We start from the raw sequence: 19,453 nt of genomic DNA, 5'->3' as shown, positions 1-19,453 counted from the left end.
CCGATGGTGTTCCATGACTGGCCGTGTTTGCGGCTGACTGCAACGGTATTGTCTATTCCGCGTTCAGCAATCCGTGCTGAATATTCGGTAATCAGTCGGTGATGTCGGCTTTGTAGAAGTTCACGTAGGAACGGCTCGGCGTCGGACCTCGCTGGCCCTGATAATGCGAGCCGGTGCCTTGCGAACCGTAAGGATGTTCGGCGGGGGAGCTGAGCTGGAAGAAGCACATCTGACCGATCTTCATGCCCGGCCACAACTTCACCGGCAACGTCGACACATTCGACAATTCCAACGTGATATGCCCCTCGAAACCAGGGTCGATGAAGCCTGCGGTGGAATGCGTGAGAATACCCAAGCGGCCCAGCGAGCTCTTGCCTTCCAAGCGGGCGGCAATCGTCGGATCAAGCTTCACATACTCCCACGTGGATCCCAACGCGAACTCACCTGGATGCAGAATCCACGGTTCGCCCGGAGCCACCTCGAACTGCTCGGTCAGCTCGCCCTGATTCTCAGCCGGATCGACATACGTGTACGCATGATTGTTGAACAGGCGGAAGAAACGGTCCAAACGCACGTCAATGGAAGCAGGCTGCACCATTTCCGGGGTCCACGGATCGAGTGAAATATGACCTTCGGCCTGCGCGGCGAGAATGTCGCGATCGGACAGCAGCATCGAAACTCCTTATTGCCAGGCACGCGAATGTGCCGGTATGGCGCTCGCCAACATTCGAATGTTCGCATGGTTGAGCGTGCGAATGTCGGCAATTGCGAAATGATTATTAGCTGGCTCTAGTCTAACGCGGTATCGCTATATCGTGGCTTATATTGGGCTGTAACGATTGCCGTGTGCTTGGTGCGCAAAATCCGTTGCTTCGGATTTTCTGCAGGATTTCTTACAGAATTCCCGGTGCGATATTGTGTGCTGCAAGCCAGTCGCGTAAATCGCTAAACTCATTGAGACTGACCGCATGATCAAGTCCGCGGTAGCTTTTCGACGTGAGGAACGTATGTTCGTCCAGCCAAGCGGTGGTTGCAAAAATCTCAGGCATCGGAATCACAGTATCGTTTTTGCCGTAACCGTAGAACACGGGAATGTTCAATTCCGCAATACGACTATCGGCAGGTGCACTGCCGGCAACGATTCCTGGAGCAAGGAAGCCGGAAAGCGAAATCGACGCGGCGTACCGTTCCGGATGAACGCGCAGCAATTGAATCGCCAGCAAACCGCCCTGCGAAAAACCGATCGGCACTACAGCGCGATCTTCGGGAACATTGTGCGCAACCCAATTGTCGATGGCTTGGGCGGCGGCATACGCGTCACGATCCAGATCTTCGCCGGACGGCACGCAATCATGGAACCACGAGTACGCGCCCTGGCCGAAGCCGAATTCACCGGAACCGGCCTCCTGCAGCACGAGCGGCGCGCGCAATGAAGCGAAATCGTTGTAGGGAGCCACGTAACGCATCATGTCTGCCAGATCGGCCTCATTGGAACCCCAGCCGTGCAGACAGAGGAACAGCGGGCGTCGTGGAGCCGCATTGCCACCCCCTCGCGAATACTGCACGTGCGTGACCTGCAGCGGCTCGCCGAAGCGCCCCGGAACCACCTGCGATTCGCGCCCGATCAGACCGGCCGGAGTGTTTGGGTTGCTGGAGTAGTGGGAATCGCTGGTTTTGTGCTCGCGTATTTCACTCATGCCTCCAATATACCTGTTCCAGCGGGGTAATTCTCCCAGTCACTGGAAGGATTAGGACGCCGAGCGGCCTGTAAGCGGGCAGATTGTTCCAGTGGGTGGAGGTTTCTGGACTCTGGATGGCTTGCCAGCGGGTGGATTCTTCCACTGACTGGGGGAATCTGGACTTTGAGTGGGCTGTCAGCGGGCAGATTGTTCCAGTGGGTGGAGGGTTTGGGACGCTGGGCGACTTGCCAGCGGGCAGATTGTTCCACTGACTGGAGGAATCCACCCCGCTGAAGGCAAAAAGAAACCCCGGTGGAGAGAAGACCACCGGGGAGAGAAAGGAGAGAGAAGAAGAAAGGGTTCAATTGTCGGGAACTGCTGTGGGTTCCTGGTCGGCTCTTTTGCTGACATCTCCTATATAAGCAGACGATGCTGAGTACATGTCTGGTGTTTTCTGGGAACTTTCTGAGAATTTCAATTCCCCATGTTTTGGATTGTGGAATAGCCTTCAGTTTGCCACGTTATACGCGTGTTCCGTTTCCGCAATTGTCTCGTTCTCCACGTCCACACAGCTCGTCCGCAAACAAACCTACGGCAGACCGCCGGCTCACGCCAGCTTGCTAACCCCATCAGATCAGCTGGATGCTAGATCTGCGCGTCGGCGTCCACACTCATCACATACACGTTGCGTCGCAGCTGCTTGGACTGCGCGCGCGTAATGTCGCCCGCTTCGTACATATCCTGAATCACGCCCAATTCGATACCGTAGCTTTCGCGCTTCACGTCTTCCGCCTGCGCCTGCGCCTCCGCGCTCGTGCCCACATTCGGGCGCGCCCTCAGCGTAGCCTCGCCTCGTCGATAATCCAGCAGCAGTGCTGAGCAATGTTCCGTGTTGTACGTGTCGCGGCCCATCTCCTCATACAGGCGGTCGATTACATGTTCGATGGCATCCACCTGCACCACGCGGGTGTGCGCGAACAGCTCGTCGTCGCTGAACAGCGGGGTAGTGCGGCGAATGCGGCTGTTCACACGCTTCAACATGGTGCCCATACGCCTCTGCAACGCCCTGAAGCGGCCTTTGGCTCGCCAGATGGTGCGTCCGGAATTATGTTCCGTTTCAATATGGCGCAGTGAGCTCATGATCTGGTCGAGCAGGCGCTCGCATGCTTCGATTTCCAGATCGTGCGCTGCCTTGTCGTCGTTCGGCGTCGCTTTGACTTTCGCCAGTCGCGCCTTGACGTATTCCTTCTCCCAATTGAGCGCGTCGATCTGCAGTTGCATATACCCTTGCGGGTCGATTTCTCCGATGCGCTGCTTCAGTCGCGTAATACGTTTCGTATACGAGTCGATGATCATCAGTACCGCACGACGATTGTCAGGTGTGACTCGTCCCGTCAGTTCTTCCACGGTCCGTCGCAGCACTTCGATAGTGATTTCAGTCATTTCCACGGAAGCGTCTTTATTGCGATTCGGTGCCAGCAGAGGCAGCAGGAAGTTGGCGAGCAGCAAGGTTACGACGATCACGCCACCTGCGATGAAGATCAGCTCGTCACGCATGGGGAACCACGCGCCTCCCGTAATGGTGTACGGGATCGTGAACATCAACGACAGGGTGATGGTGCCTTTCGGCCCGCCGAACGTCATGACCGCGGCCGAACGCCAACGTTGCGCCGTCATCTTGCGTCGCTTACCGGTGACGGTATCTCGTGCGAGACGCAGCATCAACGAAATCCACAGAAATCGCATGACGATCACCACTGCGGAAACCGTAAGAATCGCAACCAGCAGCCGCCAATTGCTGACCTGAGGATCATCCCAGCTTGCGCTCATCGCATTCGGCAGCAGCATGCCAAGCAGAATGAACACCGTGCCGTTGAGCGTAAACGAGAATACCCCCCATACGCTTGACGAAACAATGTTAGTGCGAGCAACATTCGGGCCGATGCCGGTTCGGTCGAAACGGATGATCAAACCGGCCGTCACTACCGAAAGAATGCCGGAAACATGCACTGCTTCCGCACCCAAATACAGAATGAACGGCAGGAACAATTCCATCAAAATACGGCTTGTGGTCGTCTCCCAACCGAAAGATCGCAACGATTCAAATAACAGGTCGGCGATCATGCCTACTGCCAAGCCGAAAATAGCGCCGCCGAAGAACGAGAACACGAACTGTATGGCAGAATCGCCCACTTCGAATACGCCGCTGATGGCCGCTGCAATCGCAAACTGGAAGCCGACGATGCCGGACGCGTCGTTGAACAGGGATTCACCCTTGAGCACGCTGGTTTGCCGTTGCGTAAGAGCGGCTTCCTTGCCAAGCGAAGATACGGCGACCGCGTCGGTCGGCCCAAGTGCTGCGCCGAGCGCCAAAGCCGCGGCAAGGGGAATTGCGGGCCATACGGCATGCAGTGCGAAGCCAACGGCAACCATCGTGGCGATCGCTAATCCAATTGCCAATGAAAGCGACAATTTAACGGATTTCAACAGCTCATTTTTGTCGATCTCATGCGCTTCCAAATACAGCAGTGGCGCAATGAACAGCACCATAAACAGTTCCGGGTCGAGCGTGACGTTCGGGAAAAACGGCAATTGCGATGCCAACGCACCCAACGCGATCTGTACAAGAGGCGTGGAAACCTTGGGAATGAAACGGCTGATAAAGGAAGACAGCACAACCGCGGCGATAATACATACAATCAATTCGAATACCGCCAACGTGCCTCCTTTGCGCGCATTTTCCAAACTCTTCCAGCCTACCAAGAGGTATTTATGGGTGTGTTTCGCCTTTTGCTTCACGTGAATGGAACCGTATAGTGGCGGATATGCAGTGGAGTGACGACATGGGACTTGCGATTGAGTTGGCTCGTGAAGCCGCAGCGGAGGGTGAGGTGCCGGTCGGTGCCGTCGTGCTTGACGCTGGGGGAGCGGTGATTGGTCGGGGGCGTAATCTGCGTGAGGCGCATGCCGATCCGTTGGCGCACGCCGAGGTCAAGGCCATGACGCAGGCCGCTCGGTCGCTTGGTACGTGGAATCTTGCCGATTGCACGTTGATTGTTACCTTGGAGCCGTGCCCGATGTGCGCCGGCGCGTGTCTGCAAACGCATGTCGGACGAATCGTGTTCGGCGCGTGGGATGCCAAGTTGGGTGCATGCGGTTCGATTTGGGACATTCCGCGTGACCCTCACGTCGGCCATGTTCCGGAAGTCGTCGGTGGTGTGTGCGAAATGGAATGCGCACGATTAATGACTGATTTTTTTGCTGGAAAACGGTAACTCGATTTTGCAGTCGCAAGAAAAACGTAAGAAATATTGAAATACCAAGTAAATCTCGGTAAAGATGATTGCTGACTGCGCAGTAACGTTCACGAAGAAGATTGCGGTGATTTGACGGTCGCAAGAAATACTTTCCGAAAGAAAGAAACACGCTCGACGACGTCAACAAATAAAGCTTGACATATCATCGAAGGTGACAATACAAGGCAATCGCAATATGTAAAGGATGCTGCAATGACGCTCATTCAGACCTTCCATGGCAACGCTACCAACGGTACCGAACTCACTGCGGTCTACGCCGAACAGCCAGCCGCGAACGTGGCGTTCGCACTCGTATTCCCCGGTAATGATCTGCCGCGACTTGTGCACTGGGGCCGTCCGCTCGCAGCCCCGGCAACCGTGATCGACATGTTCGACGCGCAAATGCCACAGCGCGTTTCCGGCGCGCTCGACTACACCCCATGGCCGAGCGTACTGCCCACGCAATCCGAATCCTGGATTGGCGCAACCCGCTTCGACGTGCGCCGCGACGGCGTGGAACTGTTCTGCAAGTTCGCAGTCAGCAACATCACCGCCGAAACCGTGGCAGCTGGCAAAACCTACGTCATGGGTGAAAAAGACGGATACCCGAGCTGGAGCGTGGCCGACGAACCCAAGCAGACCCCAACTGTTACCGTCACCGCAGAAGACGTGGAACAGCATGTGAAACTCATCTGGACCTGCGAACTCGACGAAACCGGCCTCATCCGCCAGAACGCCGAAGTCGTGAACACCGGCGAAGGCCAGCTCGAAGTCGGCAAGATCGAACTCGCATTCACCGTGCCGGCCGACGCCAACGAAATCCTCACCACCACCGGCCACCATCTGCGCGAACGCTCCCCACAGCGTCAAGACTTCACCCTCGGCCGCTTCGCCAAAGCATCCATGGCCGGACGCCCAGACTTCGATGCCACCCTGCTGCTCAGCGTCGGCGAAAAAGGCTTCGGCTTCACGCACGGCAACGTCTACTCCGCACACGTGGCCTGGAGCGGCAACAGCGTGCTTTCCGCGGAACGCCTGCCCTATACCAGCGGCGTGATTGGCGGCGGCGAAGTGCTGTTCGGCGGTGAAATCAGCCTCGCCAACGGAGAGTCCTACACCACCCCATGGCTCATCGGCTCCTATGGCGAAGGCCTCAACGAAGTCGCAGCCCGCTTCCACGGCTACATTCGCCGCGTGCACCGCGACTGGCTCGTTGAACACAACATCGCACCCAAGCCACGCCCGGTCATTCTCAACACGTGGGAAGCCGTCTACTTCAACCATGATTACGACACCCTCACCGCACTCGCCGACAAGGCTGTGGAAAGTGGCGTGGAACGTTTCGTGGTGGATGACGGCTGGTTCGGCTCCCGCCGCGACGACACCTCCGGCCTTGGCGACTGGCAGGTCTCGCAAGACGTGTGGCCCGACGGCGACAAGTCACTCAAGGCACTCGCCGATTATGTGCACGGCAAGGGACTCGAATTCGGCCTGTGGTTCGAGCCGGAAATGGTCAACCCGGATTCCGACCTGTTCCGCGCGCATCCCGACTGGGTGTTGAAGCCCACTGAAGGCCGTCTGCCAATGCAGGGACGTACCCAGCAGGTTGTGGACCTGACCAATCCGGACGCCTACGACTACATTTACGACGCAATGGACAAGCTCGTTGGTGAACTCGGCATCGACTACATCAAGTGGGATCACAACAAGCTCGTCACCGAAGCCGTCTCTCCGCGCACCGGACGCCCGGCAGTGCACCAGCAGACGCTCGCCGTATATCGCATTTTCACCGATCTGAAGGCCGCACATCCGGGACTTGAAATCGAAAGCTGCTCTTCCGGCGGCGGCCGCGTGGACCTCGGCATTCTCGAAGTAGCCGACCGCATTTGGGGATCCGACTGCGTCGATCCGGTGGAACGCGCCGACATCCAGCGCTACACCTCGCTGCTCGTGCCTCCGGAAATGATCGGCGAACACGTGGGCGCATCACCGGCACACTCCACGCACCGCGCAACCACGCAGGAACTGCGCATGGCCATGGCCTTCTTCGGACACATGGGCATCGAATGGAACCTGCTCAAGGAACCACAGGAAGACATCGACAAGCTCGCCGAATGGGTCGCCGAATTCAAGAAGCATCGCGAATGGTTCGCCGTCGACACAGTCGTGCATTCCGACGCCGCCGATCCGGCAGTGCGCTTGGATGGTGTGGTCATGCCCAACAAGGCGGCCGCCATCTACCGTTTCACCCAGCTCACCACTTCGCAGACCTACCCGGCCTCGCCGGTACGCCTGCCCGGCCTCGACCCCGACAAGGTGTATGAGGTGTCTCCGCTCGACGTGAGCCTCGACCTTGCCAAGCAAGACATCACCAACGGACAGAGCCCGCTCGGCTGGTGGAAGGTCGAAGGTGTGAAGATGACCGGACGTGCGCTCGCCACGTACGGCATCCGCCCGCCGGCATTGCATCCGGCGCAAGCAGTCCTTTTCAAGGCCGTGCTTGCGCCCGTCGAGAGCGCTGAATAAGCCGTAATCGCATAACAAAAATCCTCCCTGAACAAAAGGGAGGATTTTTGCATTAAAAAACAATCAAGTAATCAATCAGCCAACATATTGCCGAATCGCCTGCGCTGCGGCAGCCTTGGCCCACAATGCCCAATCATGGTCGGGAATTTCAAAATCCACTGGTGCGGCCTGGCTATGCCGATACATGTTGATGCCGTTGCGCAAGTCGTCAATGCCGAATTTCGCGATGAACGACGATTCTCCAGCGATCATGATTTTGTCTGGCATGGCAAGATTGGCTATGGTCGCCACCATGGTGCCGAGACGGAAGCAGGTGCGGTTCACCAGATTCGTCGCCTGCGGTTTGTTCGTGCGTGCGTCACGTGCGAAATCGTCGAATGATGCGGGATGTCCGATAATCTGCGAATATTCCGCCGCGATTGAGTTGTCGGACAGGCATTGCGCGCATCCCTTGTGTCCGGAAACACAACGCGGTCCATCCGGATCGACCAGAATATGCCCGACCAAACCGTAACTTTTATCCGGACAGCTCACCAGCTCGCCGTTGACCGTCAACGAATAGCCGACGCCTGCGCCGAACGTCAGTACCGCGAAGCTACCCAATCCAACGCCGGACCCAAACATGCAGGCATCAACGACCAACGAATCGATATCGTTGTAAATGCCCGTCGGCAATCCAGTAGCCTCGCGAACCATAGCGGAGAGCTCCACGGGCTGAGACCAGTGCATGAACGGTGCGAACGTCACTACGGCATTGTCGACGATATGCCCGCCCAGTGAGATTCCCACGGCGCACGGTTTCGGCCATCCCGCCATCTCCGCCTCGTCGGAACAGTCGATCGTTAGTTGTTTGATCAGCGCGACCACGGCTTGCGGCGACGTGTCTTCGATTTCCAAATCGTGGCATCCGGTGATAATCTGCCCGATTGCGTTGACCGCAACCGCCGAAATATGCGTCGCATTGATTTTCATACCGACGAAAGATCGCGCGTTCTCGATTATTCGCAATCCCGTTTGCGGGCGGCCGCGACGTTCCGCATTTTCTTTCTGAACGAAACCTTTCGGCAGTTTACCGGCCTTGCCGGACGGCATCGGCGTCTCCTCGATCACGCCAGCATAAATCAGATCGCTGGTAATACGGGAAACCGCGCCCTGTGAAAGTCCTAAAATCTGCGCCAAAGTAATACGCGAAATCGGACCGTATTTCATGACGCAAGTCGCGACTTTATGGGTATATTCCGAGCCTTCAAACCACTGTGGCAGAGGTGAAACCGCCATCTGCACCATCCTTCGTACTCCCGTTCGCGCACATCGTGCATCAAATTACTTTCTCAGAGTAACAAAATCTCGTCGTTTTTGTTTTCCGCCCCGCACAGGCGCGCTGAGCTGGGAATGAAAACCGCCCCCTTCTACAATTCTCAGTAACGGTGGTGTGGTAAGGAAGCCGCTCCACCGTAATAGAGAAAAGATACAAAGGAGTCGAGAATGAAACCTGATTCCACCACTAGTGTAGGTAAATTCAGGAGGATTGTATACCGCGCTCTCACGGCCACATGCGCAATCGCGTTGACGGCCGGCCTTGCAGGTTGCGGCAACAACACCGCTGGAACCGTCACTTTGGATTTCTTCCAATTCAAAGCCGAAGCAGCGGACTGGTTCACCGCAAAAGCAAAGGAATTTGAGAAAACCCATCCCAACATCAAAGTCAACGTCAACAATTCGTCCGACGCAACCACTGATTTGCGTACGCGACTCGTGAAAAATCGTGAACCCGACGTCATCACCATCAATGGTGACATTAATTTCGGCATGCTCGCCGAAGCGGGTGTTTTCCATGATTTCACCGACGATGAGATCGTTGACGAACTCAATCCGGGCATGGTGAACATCGCCAAGAGCCTTGTGCAAACCAACGACGAATCCAAGAAGCGCCTGTACGGCCTGCCGTATGCGGGCAACGCGTCCGGCTACATCATCAACGCCGACGTGTGGGAGGAAGCGGGCGAGGATCCCGACAATCCACCGCAGACGTGGAGCGAATTCATCGACCTGCTGCAACGCTTCAAGAGCAAGGGCATTGTACCGATCGAAGCGAGCACCGCTGATCCGTGGACACTCCAGGCGCCGCTGGCGTCACTCAACTCCACGCTGGTACCGGAATCCGAATATCTTTCCCTCAAAGACGGATCGAAGAAATTCTCCGACCTGTGGGGCACTGTCAGCGATCAGCTGGTCGAGATCTACCAGAACTACACGCAGAAGAATCCGGCCGTCACTTACCAGCAGGCCACGCAGGATCTGGCCGCAGGCAAAGCCGCGATTCTGCCACTCGGCACCTACGCGATTCCGCAGATCCGACTCATCAACAGCGACGCCAACCTGCGTTTCGCGCAAATGCCGGCAACTGATGATGCCAAAGAACAGCAGCTCACCGCAGGCGATGACGTGATCCTGACCATGGGTGCGCATACCAAGCATGAGAAGGAAGCGCGCGAATTCATCGACTTCCTGATGAACGACGAAAACATCAAGGACTACTCCAAGCAGCAGTCCGCATTTACTCCCTACAAAGACACGTATGTGGGCGATGAAGCGCTGAACGGTGTGCTTGACTTCTACCAGGCGGGCAAACTGGCCGACTTCTGCGACCATTACGTGCCAGCCAGCATCAACCTCGCAGGCTTCCTGCAGACGCTGGTTCAGTCGGGCAACACCGAAAAATTCCTGAACAGCGTGCAATCCGAATACGACAAGATCGAAGCCAGAAACTTCAGGTGAGAGGAGGAACGGACATGACTACCGCACATACTGCAAATACTGCGAAGAACTCGGCAAAAACTTCCAAGAATAAGGTTTCGAAATATTCCAAGCGCAAGGTCGATCCGGCATTTTATTGGATGACCGTTCCGGCTGTGATTCTGGTGTCCATCTTCCTGTATTGGCCGTTCCTGCAGGGCGCGGCATACTCGTTCACCAATTCGCAGGGTTACGGTGATTTCAAATTCATCGGATTGAAGAATTACATTGCGATGTTCCAGGATTCTCGCGTTGGTCACGCGTACCTGTTTACTATTTTCATCGCAATTTTGATTACGATCGGCACGAATTTTCTTGGCATGTTCCTTGCGGTGCTGCTGAATTCGAAAATCGCGTTCAAAAACGGGTTCCGTGCGATCTTCTTCATTCCGTACACCTTGTCGGTGTTGGTGATCGGCTATGTGTTCAAGTACATTTTCATGACGCCGCTGCCGGCGCTCGGTCAGGCGCTACATATTGATTGGCTGTCGACGTCAATGATTTCCAATCCGGATTTGGCATGGTTCCCGATTGTGTTCCTGTCGATCTGGCAGGGCGTGGCCTACTCCACGCTGCTGTATTTGGCTGGACTACAGACCATCGACAACGAGATTTACGAGGCGGCCGCGATTGATGGCGTGAGCGCTTGGCAGAACTTCTGGCAGATCACCTTCCCGCTGATCGGCCCGTTCTTCACCATCAACATGGTGTTGAGCCTCAAGAATTCGCTCGGCGCGTTCGACCAGATCATGGCATTGACCAAGGGCGGCCCGGATTCCAAGACCGAAACTGTCTCGTACCTGATCTTCCAGAACGGCCTTGGCAATGGCGAATACTCCTACCAGATGGCGAACGCGGTCACGTTCTTCATCGTGCTGGCAATCCTGGCCTTCGTGCAGCTGAAGTTCTTCAGCGGCAAGGAAAAGGTCTGAGCAAGGGTCTGAAAGTCTGAAGGTAAAGAGGAAATATCATGACTAGCGCAACTGTTGCAAAGACTGCAGCCAAGACTACTCAATCGCAGGAAAAGCCGGAGAAAATCCGCAGGGATCATAGGGTCAACTGGTGGCTGACCGCGGCTGTGACGGTGTTGAGCCTTACCGTGCTCGTGCCGTTGTATTTCGCTGTGGTCACCGCGTTGAAGACTCCGAGCGAGGCTGGTACATTCAGCTTGCCGACCACATGGGAATGGCATAATTTCGCCGATGCGTGGAATAAGGTGAATTATCCGAAGGCCGCGCTTAATTCCGCAATCATCACCGTGTGCGCGGTGGTGTTGACGCTGCTGACGAACACGTTCGTCGCGTATGCTGTGGCAAGAAATATGGATAAGCGATTCTTCCGTTTCCTGTACTACTTCTTCCTTGCGATGATGTTCGTGCCGTTCACGGTGATCATGCTGCCGATCGCGAAGGAAATGGGTTCGTTGCATCTTGATAATCAGCTTGGTTTGATTATTTTGTACACGATTCTCGGCATCGGCACCAATCTGTTTATTGCGATTGGTTTTATTCGTTCGATTCCGATTTCGTTGGAAGAGGCGGCTCGTATCGACGGTGCTTCCACCTGGCGTATTTTCTGGACAATCATTTTCCCGCTGATGGGTCCGATTAATGCCACGATTGCGATTTTGACCGCACTGTGGGCTTGGAACGACTTCCTGCTGCCGTTGATTACGCTGACTGATCAGAGCAATCAGACGATTCCGCTCGCACAGTACGTGTTCCAAAGCCAGTTCACGTCGAACTATCCGATGGCCTTCGCGTCCTATCTGATGGCCATGGCTCCGGTTCTCATCGTCTACATCTTCGCCCAAAAGTGGGTCGTCGGTGGTGTGATGAGGGGCGCGGTCAAGTAAAGGAAAGCCTGGTGGCTTTCCGTTGACCGCGCCGAGCGGGCAGGGCCCCGCGAGGTAGATATGCTGTCCGCGACTGGCGCGGTCCTTAATTGCAGGACGCCGTTAAGTGAACAGCCCAGTGGTCTGTTCATAGGCTCTCCCTGAGCGAGCCGATAGGCGAGTGAAGGCAGGGACAACGCGGCCGTAGGCCGTCCGTTCAGGAAGTAACACTTCACCGCTCTGAGCGGGACTGGCCTATCCCACTCCCCAGCGCGGGACGTTCCATTTCCCTTTCTGGAACGTCCCGCGTTTTTATTTTTGCGGATTGGTTTTTCGCGTCCGTAAGAAGCGTATTCTTTTCTTGCTTTGCACAACTCGCCGCGGGAAAGAAAGAAAAACAGGGTTGCATACCATAGGGGAGTAGGCAAAATCGATCTTCTGCATGAAGCTGACATGAGCTGAAAACGGGCAGAGTCAGTCACGAAAGATCGAACGAAAATCCAACAAACGTCAAGCAAAGGAGCTCCACGACATGACGAATTTCAATCGTTCCACCCTTCCCGACACCGTGCGTTCCAACGGCGCGACCCCGAACCCGTGGTGGGCCAACGCGGTGGTGTATCAGGTGTATCCTCGTTCCTTCCAAGACACGAACGGCGACGGCATCGGCGATCTGAAGGGCATCACCAGCCGTCTCGATTATTTGGCCGATCTTGGCGTGGACGTGGTGTGGCTGTCCCCGGTCTACAGGTCGCCGCAGGACGACAACGGCTACGATATTTCCGACTACCAGGACATCGACCCGCTGTTCGGCACGTTGGAGGACATGGACGAGCTGCTTGCCGAAGCGCACAAGCGCGGTCTGAAGATCGTGATGGATTTGGTGGTCAACCACACGTCCGACGAGCATGCCTGGTTCCAGGCTTCCCGCGACAAGGACGATCCGCATGCCGACTGGTATTGGTGGCGTCCAGCCAGGCCGGGGCATGAGCCGGGCACTCCGGGTGCCGAGCCGAACCAGTGGGGTTCGTATTTCGGTGGTTCCGCTTGGCAGTACGATCCGAAGCGCGGCGAGTATTTCTTCCACCAGTATTCCAAGAAGCAGCCGGATTTGAATTGGGAGAATCCGGAAGTGCGCAAGGCCGTCTACAAGATGATGAATTGGTGGATGGATCGCGGCATTGACGGCTTCCGTATGGATGTGATCACGCAGGTTTCGAAGACTGTTGATAAGAACGGCAAGCTGCCGGGAGAAGACGGCTGCGAGATTGAGGATTATCCGGTTGGTGAGGAAGGCTATTCCAGCCCGTTCCCATGGTGCTCCGACGGTCCGCGCATCGACGAGTTCCTTGCCGAAATGCGCCGCGAAGTGTTCGAAGGCCGCGAAGGCTACATGAACGTCGGCGAAGCGCCGGGCATCACTCCGGCACGCAACGAGCATGTCACCGATCCGAAGAACGGCGAACTTGACATGCTGTTCCTCTTCGACCACGTGGGCATCGACCAGGAAGGTTCCAAGTGGAACACCGTGCCGTTCGAAGTCAAGAATCTGCGCGCCCGCCTCGCCGACCAGCAGGAGGCCGTGAGGAACGCCGGCTGGGCCAGCCTGTTCTTCTGCAACCATGATCAGCCGCGCGTCGTCTCCCGTTGGGGCAATGACACGGACCGTGAGTCGCGCGAGCTGAGCGCCAAGGCGTTCGGCGTGCTGCTGCACATGCACCGCGGCACCCCTTACATCTACGAGGGCGAGGAGCTGGGCATGACCAACGCCCACTTCACCACGCTCGAGCAGTATCGCGATCTGGAATCCATCAACGCCTACCGCCAGCGCGTGGAAGAAGCAAAGTGCCAGTCCGCAGAATCGATGATGGACGCGCTCGCACTCATCGGCCGCGACAACGCACGCACGCCGATGCAGTGGGATGCTTCCAGGTATGCCGGCTTCACCGCGCCGGACGCGGCGACGGAACCGTGGATCGGCGTGAACCCGAACCATGTGGAGATCAACGCTGCCGAGGAATTCGACGATCCGGATTCCGTGTACAGCTTCTACAAGAAGCTCATCGCCATGCGCCACAACAATGCGACCATCGCGACGGGCGAATGGAATCTGATTGCGGCAGACAGCGAGCAGGTGTATTCCTTCACCCGTACCAGCGGCGACGACACGATTCTCGTCATCGTCAATCTTACTGATAAGACGGCGCAGGTGCCTGCTGAGGTCGCGCAACTGCTCGGAAATGGCGTGGGCGAGTCGCAGGTGCTGCTCAGCACCTATGATGCCGTGCATAGCGTAAAGTCGGTCGCTCGCGGCGAGCTCGCTCGTTGGGAGGGGGTCGTGATTCAGCTCTGATCGATCTTTCCTATAAACTCTCTGCAAAAAGCGTTCGTGCGATTCATCACGGAATCGTACGAACGCTTTTTTATTGCGATTGTTGTATTGCGATTATTCCTGATTATCTCCGATTGCTCCGATTGCGTTTGTAAGCAATCTCAATTTCGCAAGTATTTGCAAAAATAATCTCACTTTTCATGGCAGAATCCGCATGATCAGGTAGTTTCGGCAGACGTGCGCTTACAATAACGTTCATGGAACAAAACGAGGTTCTCAAAGCATTGCAGCGCGATCACGCAGCTGAACTGAAACTAGCCGCCGAACGGCTCAAGGGCACTGCACGCCACACGGCAATCATTCCGTCCAAGGTGCTGTCCGACATGACCGGACATGAGATTCTGCTCAAGCCTGAGAATCTCCAGGTCACTGGATCGTTCAAGATTCGTGGCGCGTACAACAAGATCGCATCCCTGAGCGACGAGCAGCTGGCTCACGGCATTGTCACCGCTTCCGCCGGTAACCATGCGCAGGGCGTGGCATATGCGGCTCGCGAACGCGGCGCAAAAGCAACAATCTGCATGCCGCAGATCACCCCGCCGCTGAAGGTCGACGCCACTAAGGCGTACGGCGCAGACGTGGTGCTGTACGGCGAAGTATTTGACGAATCCGCAGCCCGCGCCCAGGAATTGAGCGACAAGGAAGGCATGATTTACGTGCCGCCGTTCGACGATTACGAGGTGCTGTGCGGTCAAGGCACTATTGGTCTCGAGATCCTCGAAGACGTGCCGAACGTCACCGATGTGGTCGTGCCGCTGGGTGGTGGCGGCCTCGGTGCCGGCGTGGCGCTTGCCATCAAGACGTTCAAGCCGGAAGTGCGCGTGATTGGCGCGATTCCGGAAGGCAGCCCAGCGTGGAAGAACTCGCTGGCCGCGGGGCATGTGGTTGCCGCCGACCAGGTGCGTACGTCTGCCGAAGGCGTTGCTGTGAAGCGTCCGGGCGATCTCACGTTCGCGCTGCTCAATGAATTCCTTGATGACATCGTTACCGTGACCGAGCGTGACATCAACGAGATGATCCTGCTCATGCTCGAAAAGCACAAGCTGGTTGTCGAAGCTGCTGGCGCCGTGTCTCTGGCTGCGCTTGAGCATCTCAACCTGCGCTCGCGCAAGTTCGCCGAGGCGAAGGGCCCGCATGTGGTGGTGCCGATCATGTCTGGCGGCAACGAAGATACGGTATCCATCGGCGCTGTGATTCAAAAGGGTATGATCACCCGCGGCCGCATCATGCATTTCGAGGTCGAGCTGCCTGATACGCCGGGCCAGCTGGTGAAGGTTGCCACGTTGCTGGCCGAGCAGCGCGCGAACGTCATCGCGCTGGATCACGACCAGTTCAAGGCGTCCAGCCACTACGCGAACGCTGTGGCGTTGGGTGTGACTATTGAAACGAATGGTCCCGATCACATCGATCGTGTGCTCGAGGCGTTGCGCGAAGCCGGTTTCCAGCCCAAGCGTATTTACTGATCGTCCACGGTGGATAAGTGCGGATTTCGCATATCTTCCGCATCAAAAAGGCTCCTCGATCCAATCGGGTCGAGGAGCCTTTTCGTGTACTTTTGCGTACTTGACGTCACTTGCCTTGTTCTGCGGCGATTGTCTCATCAACGAGTTGCGGCAGAGCGGTCGCGATATCGTCGTGGATGAGCCGGTCTGCCAAGCGGTCGTATTGCGTGCGCCCCATGTTCATAATGGTGATCGGCACGCCAGCCTCTGCGGCCAGGGGCACGATGCTTGCCGCGGGCATGACTTCCAGTGTGGATCCGATGACCCACAGTTCGTCGGCTTGCGTCGCGAGGCGATATGATTTTTCGAGCGCGCCGTCCGGCAGAGCTTCGCCGAAGTAGACTACGTCGGTTTTGATGAGTCCGTTGCATGGCATGTTGCCGTTGTATGGCAGTCTGCGATGGCAGTGCGGGTCTGGTTCGTTGTCGAGATTCGCCATAATGTCGGCGGTGTCGTATTTCGCATGACATTTCATGCAGTGCGAGGTGCCGATGGTGCCATGCAGATTGACGATGATGTCGCTGCTATTGCCGGCTTTTTCATGGAGTGCGTCGAAATTCTGTGTGGCGAGCAGTGTTAGCAGTCCAGCCTGTTCCAGTTTGACGAGCGCTTTGTGCGCGGTACCTGGCTGCGCGTTCCATACGGGCGATTCCTTCTGCCAGCGCCAGGAATACTCGCGGTCTTCCTTGTGGTAAAGGAACGCTTCGATGTCATACACTTTCGTTTGTTCAGGGTGTTTGGTCCAGACGCCGTCCGGTCCACGGAAGTCGGGAATACCTGCGGACGTGGAAATCCCCGCCCCCGTCAATACTGCGATCTTTTTGCTCATATCTTAGGTATAGCCGCATATCGTAACTTCCGATGTTTCACGTGAAACAGGGAATGTCAGGCAATCAAATCTGAGAAAAACCATTTCGATAATCATATACGGAACAGGAATGGAATAAGAGGTGCATTATGACTACTGACATTGCACGGCATATTGCGGATAACGGCGCTGATACGACCGAAACGGCTGCGGCAGTTGCAGCGATCGATATCGAATCGATGGCGGCGCCGCCGTCGCTGATCATGCATGGTGGCCGCGATCAGTTGGTGCCGTTCAATCAAAGGTGTCGTCTGTATGCCACGTTGAAGTCGCTTGGCAAGGATGTGACGTTCTACAAACTCGATAACACTTGCCATGCCTGTTATGGATTCCGTAGCACCCGCGCATTGCGTTTGGTGTTTGATTGGCTTTCCGATCGTTTGTGATCTGCTGTGATGTATTGATTTGCTGGTTGCCGTGTGGTTGCCGCGTTGTTGCGGTGTGCGACACGCGGCTGCCAGCTTTTTCTGACGGTTTTTGGGCGGTGGCGGGGTTTGTTTTGTGATTCGCGGCGCGTGGAAGGCCGTTTTCGACACGCCGGTGGAGTCCAGTGTTTTCAATGGTTTTCGTGGTGTTCGTGGATGTCCGATTTGCGTTGCCGGCCGTTGTGCTGTAGGTTTATCTCTTGCTGCCGCTCAGCGAGTGGTTCCCCGGCTGGGGTTCCTTGAGGTGGGTGAGTGGTGGTGGTTTGAGAACTCAAAAGCGTATTTGTACTAACGGGCGATCGCGGCACATTCTTCCAATCCTGTTGGGTTGGGTCTCGTCCTGTGGTGGTTTCTCGTTGGATGGCAAGGAATGCTGTTTCTTGTGGTCACGACGACGATACTGGTAAGGCGTTTATCGCTCGCGTCCGTTGTCCGGTTCCCGGACCGCCACGATCGGAATCGGTCGTGTGGCTGGTTCCGTTTGCCGGCCGATCCCTTGTGGTTGGCCGTTATATTGGTTTTGCGGTGGTCATGGCCCAGGTGAGACGCCCGGTCCCTTTCCGAACCCGGAAGCTAAGGCCTGGCTGCGGCGATGGTACTGCACTCGAGAGGGTGTGGGAGAGTAGCGCGCCGCCGCATTCTACTTGAGGGGGTTCCCGTCGAGCGTCACGCTCCGGGAACCCCCATTTTTTTTTTATCCGCTCGCGTTTTGGTCTGCGGGTTTACGGGCCTTCCCGGCGGGAGGATTCCTCCACCGGGTGGACGGAACGGGACGCGGGGAGGCTAGCTGGCGGGCGTTTTCCACCACCCGCTGGAAGAATCCGGACTACTGCTTATCCAACCAAGCATGCAATTTCAGATGATTGAGTGCGGTGTTGGGGTCATATGTGTCATCTAAACGTCCCTGATACATCGCTATCAATTCGTCGCGGCGTCCTAGTGCTTCCAAAGCGGCCTCTCGAATCGTCTCCCACTCGTAGGGCACTACCTCTTCGGGGAACATCATCGTGACCTGATTAGGTTTGTCTCGCAATACCAGATCGACAAAATTGAGCAGATCCTGCCAACGCTCGGCAGCAATCAGACGTGCCGCATACGCATCGGCGAGCGGTTCGGAAGTATGGTTGTCACGCAGGAAACGATCAGCCTCATCAACATCACCACTAATTCGCAGCAAGTCATGCCGCAAAAACTGTACGGCATGATCGAACTGATTCTGCGCGGCCTGCGCAATCTCCTTTTCCGAAAGCAAAGCAGGATCAAGCATCGCAAGATTATTCAAATCTTCGGCAGACAAAGCATCCGCATCTTCAAACAAACTCGAATCGTTTTTCACTTGCGCAACAGACTGCGAATCAGTTTGCATGTCGCGGCTGTCAGAATCATCGGCCGAGTTTGACAACGTCAAAGCAGACGAGGCGAAATCACTCATCGTGGCAATGCCCTTATTCAACGCGTCGTAAGCGAACATGCGCGTATCATCCCACTGAGCGAACGATAATCCGCACGAGAGTAGTTCAACCATTTGCATGGCGTTGAGTCGAAAATCCTCATTGCAAGCCACTTGCGTGATGATATTCAGCGCCTGCTCGCCGGTCATGGGATCTGCATTGCATGCCACCGCATCCATGTACACGCGCACAGTCTGAATCAGATCCTTCAAATAGTCGAAACCCTCATTATCACGGTCGGCCACATTGCCAACGAAACGAGCCGTCATTTCCACGGCCTTGGCGAGATTGCCGACAGCATCCAGCCAGCGTGTGCTTACGATGGCATTGCCGACCACCGCGTCCACGCCGGAAAGCGCCTGCGAATCAAGATGGAACGTTGGCATGTCAATTCTTGGAATTTCCACACCGGTATCGGTGCGTTCGGCTGTGGGCACCATGGCGGCGATGGAATCGAAATACCACTGCATGGGCATACTGATTACCATGTCCGCGTCGGAAAGCTGTGCTACGGGTACATTATTGCGGTTTTCGGCGTCTTCCTGACTAGCTTCACGGATCATATGGTTCCATAGGAACGTGGGACCGTCGAATTCGCCGGAATGCAGCCAGCCATTGTTGATGTACTCGGTGAGATCTTCGACTTCCTGCAGACGATTGATCCTACCGTGTTCGTTGCTCATT

Annotated in this window: 14 protein-coding genes and 1 rRNA gene; 9 read left to right on the top strand and 6 right to left on the bottom strand. The window is 56.1% G+C overall.

What is annotated here, in order from left to right:
- Positions 1-91: 91 nt before the first annotated feature.
- From dcd to CE168_RS05470, 3 genes are all read right to left on the bottom strand, one after another.
- Complete coding sequence (gene dcd, locus CE168_RS05480; RefSeq protein WP_004223871.1) at positions 92-673, bottom strand: dCTP deaminase; 582 nt, start codon at positions 671-673, stop codon at positions 92-94.
- A 220-nt stretch (positions 674-893) separates the two neighbouring features.
- Positions 894-1,697, bottom strand: coding sequence for an alpha/beta hydrolase (locus CE168_RS05475; protein WP_099571450.1), 804 nt, complete (start codon positions 1,695-1,697; stop codon positions 894-896).
- 627 nt (positions 1,698-2,324) lie between these two features.
- Positions 2,325-4,397 carry a cation:proton antiporter gene (locus CE168_RS05470; RefSeq protein ID WP_099571449.1) on the bottom strand — a complete coding sequence of 691 codons (2,073 nt, stop codon included), beginning with the start codon at positions 4,395-4,397 and terminating at the stop codon, positions 2,325-2,327.
- A gap of 107 nt (positions 4,398-4,504) precedes the next feature.
- Between CE168_RS05470 and CE168_RS05465 the strand changes: the two genes are divergently transcribed.
- Both CE168_RS05465 and CE168_RS05460 read left to right on the top strand, forming a co-directional pair.
- Positions 4,505-4,954 carry a nucleoside deaminase gene (locus CE168_RS05465; RefSeq protein WP_003835363.1) on the top strand — a complete coding sequence of 150 codons (450 nt, stop codon included), beginning with the start codon at positions 4,505-4,507 and terminating at the stop codon, positions 4,952-4,954.
- A gap of 234 nt (positions 4,955-5,188) precedes the next feature.
- Positions 5,189-7,501 (top strand): alpha-galactosidase, encoded by a 2,313-nt coding sequence (locus CE168_RS05460; protein ID WP_099571448.1) that lies wholly within the window; start codon positions 5,189-5,191, stop codon positions 7,499-7,501.
- 75 nt (positions 7,502-7,576) lie between these two features.
- Here CE168_RS05460 and CE168_RS05455 read toward each other — a convergent pair whose 3' ends face one another.
- The gene (locus CE168_RS05455) at positions 7,577-8,779 is read right to left on the bottom strand and encodes an ROK family protein (protein WP_099571447.1); all 1,203 of its coding nucleotides are present in this window, start codon (positions 8,777-8,779) and stop codon (positions 7,577-7,579) included.
- 207 nt (positions 8,780-8,986) lie between these two features.
- Here CE168_RS05455 and CE168_RS05450 point away from each other — a divergent pair, with 207 nt between their 5' ends.
- The 5 genes from CE168_RS05450 to ilvA all read left to right on the top strand — a co-directional run bounded on the left by CE168_RS05450 (position 8,987) and on the right by ilvA (position 15,986).
- Entirely contained in the window at positions 8,987-10,279 is a 1,293-nt protein-coding gene (locus CE168_RS05450; protein WP_099571446.1) for an ABC transporter substrate-binding protein, read from the top strand.
- A gap of 14 nt (positions 10,280-10,293) precedes the next feature.
- Positions 10,294-11,229, top strand: a complete 936-nt coding sequence (locus tag CE168_RS05445; RefSeq protein ID WP_099571445.1) for a carbohydrate ABC transporter permease — start codon at positions 10,294-10,296, stop codon at positions 11,227-11,229.
- 38 nt (positions 11,230-11,267) lie between these two features.
- The gene (locus CE168_RS05440; RefSeq protein ID WP_099571444.1) at positions 11,268-12,152 is read left to right on the top strand and encodes a carbohydrate ABC transporter permease; all 885 of its coding nucleotides are present in this window, start codon (positions 11,268-11,270) and stop codon (positions 12,150-12,152) included.
- Between the two features lie 511 nt (positions 12,153-12,663).
- Positions 12,664-14,484 carry a glycoside hydrolase family 13 protein gene (locus tag CE168_RS05435; RefSeq protein ID WP_099571443.1) on the top strand — a complete coding sequence of 607 codons (1,821 nt, stop codon included), beginning with the start codon at positions 12,664-12,666 and terminating at the stop codon, positions 14,482-14,484.
- A 236-nt stretch (positions 14,485-14,720) separates the two neighbouring features.
- Positions 14,721-15,986 (top strand): threonine ammonia-lyase, encoded by a 1,266-nt coding sequence (gene ilvA, locus CE168_RS05430; RefSeq protein ID WP_099571442.1) that lies wholly within the window; start codon positions 14,721-14,723, stop codon positions 15,984-15,986.
- Between the two features lie 106 nt (positions 15,987-16,092).
- Here the strand turns inward: ilvA and CE168_RS05425 are convergent, their stop codons facing one another.
- Positions 16,093-16,854, bottom strand: a complete 762-nt coding sequence (locus CE168_RS05425) for an SIR2 family NAD-dependent protein deacylase (protein WP_099571441.1) — start codon at positions 16,852-16,854, stop codon at positions 16,093-16,095.
- A 128-nt stretch (positions 16,855-16,982) separates the two neighbouring features.
- Here CE168_RS05425 and CE168_RS09160 point away from each other — a divergent pair, with 128 nt between their 5' ends.
- Both CE168_RS09160 and rrf read left to right on the top strand, forming a co-directional pair.
- Entirely contained in the window at positions 16,983-17,279 is a 297-nt protein-coding gene (locus CE168_RS09160; RefSeq protein ID WP_236824330.1) for an alpha/beta hydrolase family protein, read from the top strand.
- A gap of 560 nt (positions 17,280-17,839) precedes the next feature.
- Positions 17,840-17,957: ribosomal RNA gene (rrf, locus tag CE168_RS05410) — 5S ribosomal RNA — on the top strand.
- A gap of 187 nt (positions 17,958-18,144) precedes the next feature.
- Here rrf and CE168_RS05405 read toward each other — a convergent pair.
- Positions 18,145-19,452 (bottom strand): DUF6880 family protein, encoded by a 1,308-nt coding sequence (locus CE168_RS05405; protein WP_099571439.1) that lies wholly within the window; start codon positions 19,450-19,452, stop codon positions 18,145-18,147.
- Position 19,453 lies beyond the last annotated feature (1 nt).

It is taken from the genome of Bifidobacterium sp. N5G01, from assembly GCF_002742425.1.
GTDB lineage: Bacteria > Actinomycetota > Actinomycetes > Actinomycetales > Bifidobacteriaceae > Bifidobacterium > Bifidobacterium hominis.
Note: the sequence above shows the minus strand (reverse complement) of the source record. Positions and strands in the feature narration are given on the sequence as shown.